General features: G+C 41.7%; 15 protein-coding genes and 1 tRNA gene. 9 read left to right on the top strand and 7 right to left on the bottom strand.

Annotation, left to right across the window (positions count from 1 at the left end):
- Positions 1-45: 45 nt before the first annotated feature.
- Positions 46-225, bottom strand: coding sequence for a hypothetical protein (locus PSAB_RS25770; protein ID WP_025334619.1), 180 nt, complete (start codon positions 223-225; stop codon positions 46-48).
- A 50-nt stretch (positions 226-275) separates the two neighbouring features.
- Here PSAB_RS25770 and PSAB_RS10915 point away from each other — a divergent pair.
- A tRNA-Val gene (locus tag PSAB_RS10915) sits at positions 276-347 on the top strand.
- A gap of 147 nt (positions 348-494) precedes the next feature.
- Here PSAB_RS10915 and PSAB_RS10910 read toward each other — a convergent pair.
- From PSAB_RS10910 to PSAB_RS10900, 3 genes are all read right to left on the bottom strand, one after another.
- A complete protein-coding gene (locus tag PSAB_RS10910; protein ID WP_025334618.1) occupies positions 495-1,640 on the bottom strand; it encodes a site-specific integrase in 1,146 nt (381 codons plus the stop codon).
- 111 nt (positions 1,641-1,751) lie between these two features.
- Positions 1,752-1,922 carry a helix-turn-helix domain-containing protein gene (locus tag PSAB_RS10905; protein WP_420835626.1) on the bottom strand — a complete coding sequence of 57 codons (171 nt, stop codon included), beginning with the start codon at positions 1,920-1,922 and terminating at the stop codon, positions 1,752-1,754.
- 5 nt (positions 1,923-1,927) lie between these two features.
- The gene (locus PSAB_RS10900) at positions 1,928-3,373 is read right to left on the bottom strand and encodes a YfjI family protein (protein WP_025334617.1); all 1,446 of its coding nucleotides are present in this window, start codon (positions 3,371-3,373) and stop codon (positions 1,928-1,930) included.
- A gap of 350 nt (positions 3,374-3,723) precedes the next feature.
- Between PSAB_RS10900 and PSAB_RS10895 the strand changes: the two genes are divergently transcribed.
- Together PSAB_RS10895 and PSAB_RS26135 are read left to right on the top strand one after the other, a co-directional pair.
- Positions 3,724-4,464, top strand: a complete 741-nt coding sequence (locus PSAB_RS10895) for a hypothetical protein (RefSeq protein ID WP_025334616.1) — start codon at positions 3,724-3,726, stop codon at positions 4,462-4,464.
- Positions 4,465-5,099: 635 nt separating this feature from the next.
- A complete protein-coding gene (locus PSAB_RS26135) occupies positions 5,100-5,384 on the top strand; it encodes a hypothetical protein (RefSeq protein ID WP_226991790.1) in 285 nt (94 codons plus the stop codon).
- Positions 5,385-6,559: 1,175 nt separating this feature from the next.
- Here the strand turns inward: PSAB_RS26135 and PSAB_RS10880 are convergent.
- The 3 genes from PSAB_RS10880 to PSAB_RS10870 all read right to left on the bottom strand — a co-directional run bounded on the left by PSAB_RS10880 (position 6,560) and on the right by PSAB_RS10870 (position 7,969).
- On the bottom strand, positions 6,560-7,207 hold the full coding sequence (locus PSAB_RS10880; RefSeq protein ID WP_025334613.1) for a hypothetical protein: 648 nt from the start codon (positions 7,205-7,207) through the stop codon (positions 6,560-6,562).
- A 148-nt stretch (positions 7,208-7,355) separates the two neighbouring features.
- Entirely contained in the window at positions 7,356-7,544 is a 189-nt protein-coding gene (locus PSAB_RS10875; protein ID WP_025334612.1) for a hypothetical protein, read from the bottom strand.
- Between the two features lie 242 nt (positions 7,545-7,786).
- Positions 7,787-7,969 carry a hypothetical protein gene (locus PSAB_RS10870; protein WP_025334611.1) on the bottom strand — a complete coding sequence of 61 codons (183 nt, stop codon included), beginning with the start codon at positions 7,967-7,969 and terminating at the stop codon, positions 7,787-7,789.
- A gap of 441 nt (positions 7,970-8,410) precedes the next feature.
- Here PSAB_RS10870 and PSAB_RS10865 point away from each other — a divergent pair, with 441 nt between their 5' ends.
- The 6 genes from PSAB_RS10865 to PSAB_RS10840 all read left to right on the top strand — a co-directional run bounded on the left by PSAB_RS10865 (position 8,411) and on the right by PSAB_RS10840 (position 14,370).
- Positions 8,411-10,324 carry an HsdM family class I SAM-dependent methyltransferase gene (locus tag PSAB_RS10865; RefSeq protein WP_025334610.1) on the top strand — a complete coding sequence of 638 codons (1,914 nt, stop codon included), beginning with the start codon at positions 8,411-8,413 and terminating at the stop codon, positions 10,322-10,324.
- Positions 10,305-11,258 (top strand): restriction endonuclease subunit S, encoded by a 954-nt coding sequence (locus PSAB_RS24580; RefSeq protein WP_025334609.1) that lies wholly within the window; start codon positions 10,305-10,307, stop codon positions 11,256-11,258. Before PSAB_RS10865 ends, PSAB_RS24580 begins: the two co-directional genes overlap by 20 nt.
- Before the next feature lie 527 nt (positions 11,259-11,785).
- Positions 11,786-11,953, top strand: a complete 168-nt coding sequence (locus tag PSAB_RS25765) for a hypothetical protein (protein ID WP_158442586.1) — start codon at positions 11,786-11,788, stop codon at positions 11,951-11,953.
- Positions 11,954-11,966: 13 nt separating this feature from the next.
- Entirely contained in the window at positions 11,967-12,374 is a 408-nt protein-coding gene (locus PSAB_RS10850) for a hypothetical protein (protein ID WP_025334607.1), read from the top strand.
- 1,200 nt (positions 12,375-13,574) lie between these two features.
- Positions 13,575-14,021, top strand: a complete 447-nt coding sequence (locus tag PSAB_RS10845) for a helix-turn-helix domain-containing protein (RefSeq protein ID WP_025334606.1) — start codon at positions 13,575-13,577, stop codon at positions 14,019-14,021.
- 112 nt (positions 14,022-14,133) lie between these two features.
- Complete coding sequence (locus PSAB_RS10840) at positions 14,134-14,370, top strand: hypothetical protein (RefSeq protein WP_144240507.1); 237 nt, start codon at positions 14,134-14,136, stop codon at positions 14,368-14,370.
- Positions 14,371-14,405 lie beyond the last annotated feature (35 nt).

Genomic DNA, 14,405 nt, shown 5'->3' with positions numbered 1-14,405 from the left:
TCCCTCCTGGTAATTGGCTGAACGTTTCGTGCTTTAGGTCCTTCTTTATTTATCCTGAATCGGGATGAGATGACCCCTAATCATTAATTCGGAATTTCGGTCTTCAATTCTTAATTCAATCACATAACCCTGAGGGATTTCCGCCAAATACATCACATTGACAGGTAAGCTTTTGAATTTATCGCTAATTTTTTGGGGAGCACTCCCTGCTTTTTTCATTTTCAAAAAAATAGTTGCATCTCCTGCCAGCTTTATGATATTATAAATCTCGTTGCAGGACGGTAGCTCAGCGGGAGAGCACTATCTTGACAGGGTAGGGGTCATGGGTTCGATCCCCATCCGTCCTATACGCAGAAAGCCTTGTGTATCAAGGCTTTTTTTTCATTTTAAGGACAGATTCCATCTCAACATAGCCTCTCCTTTGCCTTCGTGGTAGCACCGTGGTAGTAAGTCAGTTCATATCTTCCTGTATCCTTCAATCACCGCTGAGCAACTCAGGTTCTGAATAATTGTTCTCCCAGAGCGTGTGCAGCTTCTTCCTGCATGTTCGGAAACAGGTGAGAGTATAGATCAAGGGTAATCTGTATTGAAGCGTGTCCCAAGCGCTCTGATACGATCTTAGGATGCACATTATTCTTAAGCAGCAGTGAAGCATGGGTGTGTCTAAGATCATGAAAAGTAATAGGATGAAGTTCGGACTTCTTAAGCATGCTGTACCACGTTCTGGACAGGTTCCTCGGTGTAGTTGGTGTTCCGACCGTTGTGCAGATCACAAGGTCATGATTAATGTACATTCCCCCAGCGTCATATTTCTCCAGTTGTTGCCGACGCTTCCACTTCTCCAGCATTTGGGTTGTATCAGCATCAAGTGAGATTGTCCGAATACTGGTTGTTGTTTTTGCTCCAGCCCTTAACTCTTTGCCATCATGACTCAGCGTTTGTCTGACTGAAATCACTCCACGTTCTAAATCCACATCTCGCCAACGCAGACCAAGTATTTCTCCTTGCCGCATCCCTGTAGCTAGTGCCAAATGGAATGCTTCATAATATCGTACCTCCTCTTTACGGACTGTATGAAGGAAATGTCTGACCTCATCAGCATTCCATATCTGCATGTCTTTCCGTTTAGCCTTAGGCTTGTTATCTATCCTTGAGGCCACATTCCTTGGAATAATATCTTTTCTCTCAGCCGAATTAAGCGAGGCTGTAACCACATTAAAAATTCGTTTGATAGTACCCTCTGCCAACCCCTTGTCTCTCAGGCCGTTCACAAAACGTTCAATTGTTATGATATTTAACTTTGCCAATGGATACTGACCAAGCTGCGGTTTGATATGAAGTCTGATGTATGATTCCGTGCTCTTAGCCGTCTGCGTTCCGTAATTAGATGATTTACCTCTGAACCACTCCATCAGAAACTCTCCGTAGGTCAGTTTAGACGGCTCACAATAAGAACCCTTGTCTGCTTGCACCTGAGCTTCCCTAAGCGCCTTCTTTGCTTCCCTTTCACTCTTGAAACCGCGCTTTTTAATTTGGATTCGCTTACCGTTAGCATCTTTGCCCAAAGTCAGAGTGTAAAAGTACAGTTCCTTATTCTCTTTCTTCACGAAGTACTTTCCTACATAGCCCGCAACTGTCATTTCAATCGCCTCCATTGAATTATTGTAGTTGTTAAAAGAATTTAGAGGATTATGGATCACCACGAATACGTTCCACTAGCACTCTATATCACCACCTTTCAAGATGTATTCTTAGCCATTAAGCCACATGAAGAAGACCTCCTTCAGAATGCGAATCGACTTACCGACACGCACTACACGAAATTGTCCCGAGTTCACCAGTTCATAAGCTTGACGGCGGCCAATTCCCAGTATATTTTGAACATCCGCTACGTTAAGCACTTCAGGGTAAGAGTTTTGCATAGTAATCATCCTTTCACAATTTCTTTAGGAAGAGATATACGTTCCGCTTGATTAACAGATGCGCGTTTACTTCGATACGGGTCGAAAAGTTCAATTGCCTTAGGATTCAACCTGATAAGCAATGCTTTTCTTCCAGGCTTAGAGCAGTCAGTTTCTATATCAAGATAAGATCGCTGTCTAAGTATGCTGATGGCAGTATCAAGTCGTTCCACCCTAGCGAACTTACCCTTTGTCTTTTGCCAGATGTATTGCTTTCGATAATCTTGCTTCCCTTCTCTAACCAGAACATTCCAAAGGTATTTCGCGCTCTCCAGTTCCTCATCTGATTTGATACAACCGAACGCAGCCAACGCATGGTCAACAAAATACTGAATTGTCCCAAGTACCCTTTCTATAGTGTCTAGACTGATAATGCGGTTTATATCACCCAGTACGTCTTCTCCAAGCTCGAACTGTTCGGCTGCATGTAATAATGAAGCAATTCGTAATAGATGGGCGGGGAGCCGTTCAGTCCAAGATGTCATGAAGTCAAATGCAAGATCATTATTCAAACTTTCTTCTTGCTCTTTCAAGAAAGCAAGAAATAACTCCTGTGCTTCTTCTGAAAGGCTTAATTGAATTGGATATTTTGGATTAAACTCCATCATAGCAGTGATGGAAGCATAGAACTTTTGGGCCGCGTGCTCATCTATCTCTTTAGGAGTTACATCACGTTTGCCACGCATCGATCTGGGTTTGGCGTAAAGGAACCGACCGAATAATCCACGATCTGCTAAGCGATCAGGAAGCCCCTGAAGTACGCTTGGCTGTACAAACAAACCGATTGTAAGTATAGGGTTGTTAAGCACTTCAGAAGGACGTCCCATTCGATCGACAGCGAGATAATCACCTGTATACGACTTCAGGTATACATCCAGATTTGGAGTGGTTGTGTATCGCTTTCCATCCAGCATCTCGAACAATCCCCCCTCAGATGAGAGAACTGCCATTCTTTCATTGTTTTTCTTCATTAGGCCTATTAATTTCTCGGGGGTAGTGTCATCTGCAATAAATCTAGGCATGGAGCCGTCTTCGTCAGAGTCGGAGTCCTTATCTTGTAAAGCCTCCTTTCTCTTCCGTTTCTCATATTCGATAACGGGCCAAACGAAGGCATTGTGAACTACGCTTTTTCTTTCACCCGATGGCATAATTACTACCGTGTAAAGGTTGTTTAGCTCAGTCCATGATCCTCTTGTAAACGGACGAATTAAGAATTTCTTGGATAATGCTGTAGACAAGACTGATAATGCGGCAAAGCCTGAAGCGTCAGTTGGGGTCTGAGAAGCATCTGATACACTTAAGACAAATTGTCCTAGCCAATTCGGAAAGATGTCCACTGGGAAACTTGGAAGCTCATATTGATCGAACGGAACGATCCCCGTTTGTTCCATATCACTCTGCTTTATAATCATTTGAATACCTCCAGGTATATTAATTTGGTTTTAAGCTGATTGATTAAGACGGTGCGCCCGCTACCAAAATTGCGTAGAAACAAGATTATTTGCAGAGCGTTGAATGATTGACGTAAGCATCGTTTAGTCACATCCTTCCAAAAATGTCTCGCAGCTGTCTTGCAAACATGACTTTACAGCAGGTTGATTTTGTTTTCAACTAGTGTAAGATAAGGTGTTGTTTGTTTATTTACATTTCAACTTTAATCATTGAACCTATGTTACTTCCTTGGATTTGAACAAGTAATGAACGCAGAAGTATAAAGCCCTCAAATCTGATTCAACTCAAATACAAGCTAGGAGGAACCAGAATGGCTATAGTCAGAGGAAGATTTATTTGGCATAAGGAGCTTTCGTCTCTGAACAAAAAGAGCATTGGAAGCAAATTCAAGACTATTCGACAAATGTTAAACAAAATGTATCCAGGTGAATACACAAGACAAGCCGTGGTCAATATACCCGATCCGATAAAGCAGTTTGTTTCTTATCAGGGACTAAAGAACATTGAAGAGAACATTAAGAAGCCACGACGAAACATGATCTTAAATCTCAAGAATCATTACAATGTTCCAACTGCTTTATTTTTCCCAGACGAGGCGAACGAGCCATTGGCGGGATTTTTCCTCGGAAAGCATGAGGATGAGGAAGCATATTTCGATGATTTTTACAGAAAAGCAGGTACGATTCATCCGCATGATCCAAGAGAACGTACTGCTCTCGTAAGAAAATATCCCGAGTTGCTTGATTATGACGGTGATCTTGATGAAGAAGGAGAAGAAATTTACGAGAAGGACGGGGGTCTTGTCCTGGATCGAGTATCTATCGAATTCGTAATGAGGGTCTATCAAGGTACAAGTAAGAACGTATTAATGGAGAAGAGGATTTTTGATCAATATGTGCTTGATCCTGAGGACATTGAGTTCATTGAGCAGACAATCAAATTCTTATCTGATAAGCATAAACAGAAGCTTGAATCAAAGCAGAGCTTGGACAAAAGTAAAACGGAAGCATTACTGCTAAGGCTATCTTCATTAGCCAGTAAATTTCGTTAAACCAAACAAATTAGCACATACGTTCTCTTGTGTTTTCATGAAGTAAAAGGTTGTTCTAGCTGTGGAGATAAGTATTACACAGTTTCTTGTCGTTTCTATCTCCTTACAACAGATAAGGGGGCAGCCATAGCATGAGAGTATCATCGGATACAAAGACGTTATACATCAAACTAAATGACATCGAAAGCAGACAGCTATTCAACAGCATTATCAAGGCGTACAACAACACGAATCACGTAAGGTATCGTTACTTCGTCTTAGATAAGCGGAAGGGCGTATACCTATGGCACATTCCCAAGTTTCCTACCTCGAAGTTTACCTGTAAGCTCATGTTTCACGGCTACTCTGACGATAGCCCGTTGCTACGTGACATATTCAGTCTGATACCATTGCATAGGTGGTCAGTGAAGCGGCTAGATATTGCATTCGACAGTAACACTCCTTATGAACAGTTCCACGCCGTGCATCCTCCCAAGCGAGCAGATGTTAGGCCTCTGCCTACTTCAATGTATATGGGGTCCAGGCGATCCTCTGTTCAGCTACACATGTATGACAAGCAGCTTCAGATGCAGGAGCGGCACCGAACTCATACAGATACATGGACACGGACAGAGCTTCGTTTCCGATTCCCGACTATGAAGAAGGTGTCGGCGCTGACCATTGATGATTTTATTTCGGCCCAGCAGTATCAGATTATTACAGACATTACGGCAATGCCTGCTAAACAACAGGAACTTGTCAGGCAACTGAATGCAGGGAGCCTGGTGTGGGGGCATCTCACAAGGGCCAATCAGAAAAAAATAAGAGAGTATGCGGCAGCACAAGCGGTGAACTTGTATAACCTCATACTCTCCAATGTAGATGACCTTCCCAGCTTCATTCACTCTCCATCATCAGACGTGAGCGCTAGAACCTCGTGACAGATTTCCGCCGCTGTAAGTTCATATCTGTTCCTATTGATCGTAAGCACTCCTGAGCGATTTTTCAATACTATTCGGACTAATCCACCTGCAAGCCGTGATACGTCTGGATTTTCGCTAGTCCTATCTCTATACTGATGCATGACCTATAATGCCTAGCGGCGGCGATCCATCCTCTGATTAGGATTATCAGTCCCCTTACGTAATACTGCGTTAAGTCCTTGTATATCAAGGCTTTAAGCGGGTTTAGTCCTATTAGTTTGCCTGGTATCACATACTACCTAAATTTTCTCTTAATTCGCATCATCCTAATGATTAAGTTTACAGTCTCTGCGGGATGGCAACTCGCATAGCTGTCTCCTTTACTCATAGCGGCTCTCTAACGTACAGGGGGCCGCATTATCCCTACGTTGTTAACAGAAAGGATGAACTGATGAAGAAGCAATCGTATTACCCAAGCGATTTCGATGACAATGAGGAGGACATTCCTTATTGGAATTTACACCGCTTGTTCAATAAGTACGTATTGATCAATGCTGATGGACTTCCTGTGTGCTATGCCCTTCACTTGAAACGCTACCATGACTTCTTAACTCAATCAGAACTAGCATCCCATCTTGGAATGGCCACTTCCAGATCGAGAGCGGGAGACGGCCTATAGCTCGCAAGTATTGGCCTGCTGTGCAGAAATACCTTTATCAAGAGTGTTACTATGGTGGGGCGTTGACGTATGTAATCGATGATCTTGATGAGCAAACAGAGGTGATTTGAATGACGATGGATGAGATTCGAGCAATAATTTCAGATCAGGAACGGCATCCTTCCTGTACGAATGCCCAACGGGCGGCAAATCAGGTTAAGCTAAAGTGGTACGGTTGAGAGATAGAGAGCAGAAGGTGGAGCCTCGTCCGATACTGGATGTCATAAGGGAACGACTGGTGAACGGTACCACCCACACACCGATTTCACTGCTTGAAAATTAACTAGCAGGAGTAGTTCATTCATTGAGCGTCAGAGATTCCTTTATGGAGAGAAGAGCCGTGTTAGCCTCGCAAGCCCAATTGGGCGCTTCCAGGAAGCTCCGCAAGGAAGCGGAAACACGGCTTCACGAGAGGCTCCGTAAAGGACGATTAATGGAATGTTTCTTGCTTACTCCTCAGGACTGGGATTCGTCTTTAAAAATCACAAAGATTTAGAATTCTACGAAAATCTTCAATATAAATTGACATTAATTTTTTAGTGACGGTTACCTTTGTACCGATGATTGATGGCAGACCTAATTGCAAACAAGTAGCTTTAAGCCCATCAACAAAATCTTGTTTGGTAATTTCTCCACCATGGTGAACCAGGCATTTTCTTAAATCACCCATTTCAAGAGTGAGCGTTTCGATAACTGACTGAATTTGAATTGAATATAGTTCATTCAAGAGCCAGTTAACGAATCTTACGTTGTAATAACTTGTTGACCCAACGGAAGTATGTCCATTGAGCCTTTGCCACGTCGACCTTTCATTAGTTAAAGAATTCTTTAAATCATCAAGACTTATACCCTTTCGCTCTGCTATATATTCTTGTACAAAAGCTTCAAACAAGGAAACAAGGTACATAAACCTGAACTTAGGTAATGCTTCTAATGCAGGGCGGGTTAAATCATACATACTAAGAGGGGCATCAACGGGTAAACCCATAGATTGTTTCCCTTCAGGGGTAATAAGATCCTTTTTCAACGCACTCTCTAACTTCAGGTCCTGAAAGAATTCCCCAGCTGCAATTTCATCATTTAGCATACGTTTAAACTTACTGCACACCGCTGATTGATTCATTTAAACACCCCCATTATTTATTCTATAAACATATTCTACCCATTAATTAAGACGTGTTCAAATTTTAAAATGAGTAAAGGGAGCAGCCCGAATAAGGCCACTCCCTTGTGTTGGCAGAACTATTCAGTTACAATTGCAGTAGTCAGATTTACTTGGTCGCATTCGCTGTGCGGCCTTTTTCTTTTTCTCCAAGCTGAATTTCAGTCTTTGCCAACAGAGCCAAGCACTTGACGTACATCATACCTTCAGCGGTAGTGAGCAGCGCATTCCGATTCAATGTTGCCTTGACGAACTGTAGTTGCTTCCGCCGCTGGATCAATTGCTCAATGTTTTTCATCTTTCGTCTCACCTCTTCTCCTTAACCAGCCTGTCTCTTCCCTTTCTGATGCTTCTCAAGGTGGGAAGGGTAATTCTTGCCAGTACCGAACCACATAAAGAGCGGCAAGCTCATCTTCAAGCTCCCATTTCCTTTTGAATACGAACAGTACTGTACCCGCCATGCGGAAATGTCCATTCATGACGAGTTGTCGAAGCAATATCGTCATATCTTCGTCTCAAGCCTCTTTTAACAACCATGCTTCATTCCTCCCTAATTTGGTTTCGCCATTCCATCATCTGATGAACGGTCTCCCGCCAATCACTGCTCAGCCGATAATGTTCATCCAGGTAATCGGAATGAGTATTCTCGATACGCTCCCATTCTGCTTCCAACTTGATCATGGAATCAATTACTTTATCCAAAACCATCATAAAGGCTTCCAACTGCTCTCACCTCCTCGTATGGGGTTCATCTCACCTGCCCCGATTATCGCTGTAAGAAACGCAAAAAGGCCTGAATGCGCCCCTTAGTGGGGAGAATTCAAGTCTCTTAACTATCCCTTATATTCATCATTTTAGTTTAACTTAACCAGATACAACGAGCTATTTCGATCATCAACAAGTTTGATCATTTTATTTGCATTTACCTTCTTAGCAGGGTGAAAAAGTGTAAGAATTATCCGAGAGATGCCCCATGAGTTCGTATGCCTTTCTTGTATATATCATTACACGGACGGGTTATTTGTGATATAAATAATAGATGGGCTGTTGTTGTATACGACTGGGAACCAGTGGGCTCGTTATGAAGATTGAAAGTATCTAGCAACATAATATCTGCGCCTGGAATATTTCTAAAATTTTTCAGTTTACATAAGGAGAATTGATATGGCAAATGAAAGGATAACCGAGAATGTCGTTAGAGACATTCTAAGAGATCTTGGATACGGTAATACAGATAGTGATATTGTTATCGAAGAACAGAAAAGCCAAATTGATGAAGTGACGAAGCTCCTTAAAGGGGCTAGCAAGTCTGGAAAAGGCGGGAAAGGTGCACCAGAATTTATTATTAGTTCGCCATCTTCCCCTGACTTTCTTATCATTTTTGAGTGTAAGGCCAGCACTAAGTTCCACCAATCTCCTGATTTGAATAAGCCAGTTGAGTTTGCTGTAGATGGTGTCCTCCACTATGCAAAGTTTCTTAGTAAATCATTCAGCGTCATCTCTGTGGCAGTCAGTGGTCAGACAAAGTCAGGGTTAAAGGTGTCTACATATCTGCATCCTAAGGGTTCAAGCGACTCTAAAGTTCTAACTAATGAACATGGCCAAGAAATCAATTCAATAATTCCATATGACGATTTTCTAAGACATGGTTCTTTTGACCCTGAAGTTGCAAAGCAACGTCATGATGACTTAATGGCATTCTCAAGAGAACTGCACGATTTTATGCGGGATCACGCAAAACTCACTGAAAGTGAGAAGCCACTTCTTGTGAGCGGGACACTTATTGCCCTAAGGAATACTGCTTTCGCAAAGAGCTTTGGGGAGTATTCCCCTGAAGATCTACAGAAACAATGGATGCACGTTATTCGAGAGGAGATCGAAAAAGCGAAGATTCCCAATTCGAAGAAAGCTAATATGGCACAACCATATTCAACAATTGCAGTTCATCCAGAGCTTGGTAAGGCAGTTCCAAAGTTCCCAAAGGGCACATTACATGAGTTAATTAGGATGCTGAATGAGAAGGTCTGGCCATTCGTAAGTATTTATCACGATTTTGATGTCGTTGGCCAGTTCTATGGTGAGTTCTTGAAGTACACAGGAGGAGACAAAAAGGCTCTTGGAATTGTACTAACACCGAGGCACGTCACAGAATTGTTCTCACTCCTTGCAAACTTGGAGGTCAGTATAGAGTCAGATGAGAATGGAAGGCCAAAGGTAATCGCTACGAAGGTACTTGATATTTGTGCTGGTACAGGTGGATTTCTCATTTCTGCTATGCAACAAATGATTCGACTCGCTAGAACAGAAGCGGAAAGAGAATTCATTAAGAAAGAGTGTCTTGTAGGTGTTGAGCAACAACCGAACATGTATGCACTCGCAGCAAGTAACATGATCTTACGTGGTGATGGAAAAGCGAATTTATATCAAGGCTCATCATTTGATCAGGCAATAACTAAAGCGATTAAAGGGCATAAATGCCAAGTTGGTATGCTTAACCCCCCTTATGCTCAAGGTGATGCTGAATTACATGAATTAGTTTTCGTAAATCATATGCTGAATGCTCTACAAAAAGGTGGTACAGGAATTGCGATCGTGCCAATGTCCTGTGCAATTTCACCTCATCCTATGCGAGAAGAGCTACTCAAGCATCACACCTTAGAAGCTGTTATGTCGATGCCAGATGAGTTATTTTACCCTGTTGGAGTTATTACCTGCATTATGATTTTTACTGCTGGTGTACCGCATAAGACCAGCAATAAGAAAACATGGTTTGGATATTGGAAAGATGACGGGTACACTAAAACGAAGCATAGGGGACGTGTAGATCAAGGTAATGCATGGCCTTCTATTCGCGACCGATGGATACAGCAATACAGAAATCGGGACGTTAAACCTGGCGAAAGTGTGATGGAATATGTAACACATGATGATGAATGGTGTGCAGAAGCATATATGGAAACCGATTACTCTGCAATAACCAAAGAAGCCTTTGAAGAAGCGGTCAAGAAATACGCTGTCTTTAAATTGATTGGCGGATCTTTAGGGGGCGAAGAAGAAGATGCTAAAGAAGCTGAGTGATCTTTTTGATGTTCGCTATGGTCATAGCCTAGAACTGAATCGACTAAAGCAATGTGGATCAGAAGGCATCCCATTCGTATCACGAAAAATGAATGATAATGGTATCTCAGCGTATGTTGAACTAATTGATGGGGTTGAACCTAATCCAGCAGGTGAACTTACATGTGCATTAAGTGGAAATGGGGTACTCTCAACTTTTATTCAAGAGAGACCTTACTACACAGGATTTCATGTAGCTTGTCTGAGTCCACGAAGCCCAATGACAAAACAAGAGCTTTTATATTACTGCGTTTGTATCAAGGCAAATAGGTATCGTTATAACTATGGAAGACAAGCTAACAGGTCTTTGAAGGATATTCTAATACCTGCTCCAGAACAGATTCCTGATTGGGTCAACACCTATGACGTAAACGCATTTGATACTGCAAATCTCCCTGTTACTAAAGAAATCCACGTTGATTTAGACAAAGCGAATTGGCAATGGTTTGAACTACAAGATCTATTTGAGATCAAGAAAGGTAAAAGACTCACGAAGGCAAATATGTTGGAGGGTGAAACCCCTTTTATAGGATCTATTGACAAGAATAATGGAGTCTCCCGTTTTGTAGGTCAGGAAGCAATACATGAGGGTAATACCATAACGGTAAACTACAATGGTTCCGTCGCCGAGTCTTTCTATCAGCCAAAACCATTCTGGGCATCAGACGATGTAAATGTTCTTTACCCTAAATTTACTCTCACTCAGCACATTGCAATGTTTATCATTACATTAATAAGAGAAGAGAAGTATAGATACAATTATGGACGGAAGTGGCACATGGAACGAATGCGAACATCAAAGATAAAGCTTCCTATAGATGCTAATGGAAATCCTGACTTTACGTTAATGGATAATTATATTAAGTCACTTAACTATAGCTCTGCTATCTGTTGATTAAAACCAATGTGGTTATTTATTTAAAACGGCAACAACGGATATGCATGTGCAAAAAAAGGATATAACCTACGTCGTATTACAGGGTGAGTAGATAATCAAATATCCATGTAAGGGTCATAGATGCGTTGGTATGCCCCAGGCGATCAGCGATCATCCTCACGAGCGAAAAATCCCGATGCTTTTCGAATGCCAAGGTACTCACTTCTACTCGAATAATCAAGACTAATCGGACTAGGATGGCTTTAGTTGTTTTTATAACTAGAGTTAAACTAGTCTTATCGTTGTACTAAACCCCACCTAACTCCACTTGAAGCGGTTTAATCAGTCTATTTAGTAACCTGGCAGGATGAGATCTATAACTAGCTAAAATGCAGGAAGATCAATGTTTTATAACTATTTAGTACGATTAGTCTTGAATAGACCAGGATGATGAGTTCCTGTATACTATTTCCATGGCTATATCTCGTTAAGTTTGGGTGGGACACATGTATATCATTTACTTTGGCATACTAGTAGATCATCGAATGAAGCGTATTATTTACGGTGAGAAGTCGAGTATTATCCAAGCTGAGAGCTACTTAGGCGAGCAAGCAGAAATCTTCACAACACATTATGGATTCGAAGCTGGCTTGCAGCAAGCAGTAGAAAAATATCCTGATTATACACTGGTTAAAGTAGAACTGAGATACTAAGGAGGCGAACATTATGGCTATTTACGGTATTGGAGCCATGTATGGAAGAACACAAGACAAAAAGGACGAATTCATCCAGAATAATTGTGCTTGCATTGGATATGATCCTGCTGATGCGCCAGCCTTGCACAAGATGCTTAACAAGCTCAAGACAGGTGACTTTATCTACATAAAGTCGATAGCTGGTCAATCCGAGAAATCACTGGTCATTAAAGCTGTCGGTATTGTAACTGACGATCATATCGAAAATCGTAATGGACTTGGGTTAGGCGTAACGATGAAATGGTTATGGGAAGGTGAGGAACGAGTTATCCTGACCGAACAAATGTACAAAAATAATGTTTTCAACAATACGCTATATGAAGAGTATAATTTCGATATTCAGTCGCTTGTCTTACAGAAGGTATTTGATCTACTGTAATGCCAAAGCTCTCCTCCCTTATAGAAAGTACTAGAACGGAATATAATACGAACATACGATCGTTATTGCTCCTTGCTGGAAATGACAAGGTTTTATGAGGGATTTTTGATCCTCTCGCCGCTTCCATGTGTTGCTAGGTATGCAAACATCCACAAGCTCATTTTAACGATAAGGTGGGGTTGTTTGTTGCTTACGCTAATATCGACGATACTCACTCTACAGGTTTCATATCTATGGCGTACTCTCTCCTCGTTTTAAGATGATTTGCCAAAACGCACGTGAGCCGTCAAGGGGCGCGATAGCGACCGCGTATGCGGCTTGCCCTTTACGAGCGAGTCTCCATTATTCAAGCTATTCCCATGCCTTTCAAACTTCGTTTGAAGGCCTGCCTAGCGGCAAGCGACATCTTTATTCCCTTTGCTTTGAATGGTCGCGCCGAACAAACATCAGCTTTACTGTCTTAAGAATTCAAAGTAGTGCTGAACCGCGCTCCGTAATGAGGCTGTACCTTCTCGTATTGAATGGTATCCCTTACTCCCATTAAACGTAATTCCATGTTCAGGTTCAAGTCCACGATCAGCATCTTTTTTACTATAGAACAGGCGTTTCAGAAGCGATCTTCCACAATCTTTGGCGTATTGATCATACAAGTTACCTTCCGAATGCTCAACACGCCGACATCTTGATATACAATTTCGAACTAATATTTCACTACTTAATACCCTGCCTAGATAAATCCTGAATTCGTCCTCGCTGATTAATGACTTCATCATTATTGCTCCTTTCAAGTTACGGCATATAGGAATCATAACATGAGAAGATGTAGCCAGCACTTAGCATTTCTTATGCTTATTCATCGGTGTTTAATCATCAATGATTATTTGGTTACTGATTATAGTACCTTGGCCCCCACCGAGAGCATCATATTCCGCACTCTGAGAGTTTAACTGTGAGAGCCAACAAATCCAGTACTGGTGCGGGTTTGCTCAAGCACAGGAGTAAGTTGTGTGTAGGTGAAGCAAAAAGGCAAACAGGATTATTAATTTGTTTAATAAATCACTTGTATTTTTTTACTAAAATGGATAAGTTGAGAATAGAATCGATAAGGGTTTCTAGAGTTTCCTGCATCGGTTCTCCTTCCTAATATAGCCTCTCTCTTCTCCAGGGAGAGGCCCAATACCCATCAAAAGGAATGATTATATGGACCTATCGGATGTAGTTAAGTATGGTGATTTCGGCTTTAGACGCGATTATGTTCATAATCCAGATGATATTATGAGTATCTACAATGCAAGGAGATCTGTGTTCATCAATGTGGATAATCTGGCGTTACACAAGCAGATCAAGGCGAAGCGAATTATAGAGGGTTTCGATCAGGAGGGGCTGGGCAAGATTGTGGGCCTTCCAGCATCTACAATCAGCCTTATCGAGACAGGGAAATTGCTTATCCCTGTAAAAAGCCGTAAAGCGTTCGAACGCTATCTTTACGATAGTTGGTACGTTGATTGTCAGCTTTACTTCCAGTACTCTGAAGATGATCCCGACGATAACTATGAAGCTGAGGAATTGATGGATATCGAGGAACAAAGAGCTTACTGGAAAGCAATATTTAGTAATGACTCTGACATGTGGGGATCGGTACTCTGAATGTGAATGTAATACGATAAAGGAGCGAACCATTTGAATATTAACAACGAAACGTTTGACCGCAAGGATGACTTTGTTTTTGGTTCTAACCAATCTGAAGAAGGGACTGACGATGATGAATAGCTATGAAGAAGAATTTCTTAAGGCGCTGGAACTAGAGGATAGTCTGCCTGGAACTACAAAATGTCAGAAAGAGGCAAATGAACATAGACGTAGGCTGTGCCTACATTATATTAATAAGAGGCAAAATGATGAGGAAACAACGTATACGGACTTAGCACAGGAGATGCATATTAACAAAGCAATTGACCCGTCATACCGCTTGTCTATTTTTGGATTTCTTAAATAGGAACGCAGAGCCAACCATAATAGCTGGCACTTGAT

The sequence above is a fragment of the Paenibacillus sabinae T27 genome, assembly GCF_000612505.1.
Taxonomy (GTDB): domain Bacteria; phylum Bacillota; class Bacilli; order Paenibacillales; family Paenibacillaceae; genus Paenibacillus_AQ; species Paenibacillus_AQ sabinae.
The sequence above is the reverse complement of the archived record's forward strand: the minus strand, read 5'-3'. Positions and strand labels throughout refer to the sequence as shown.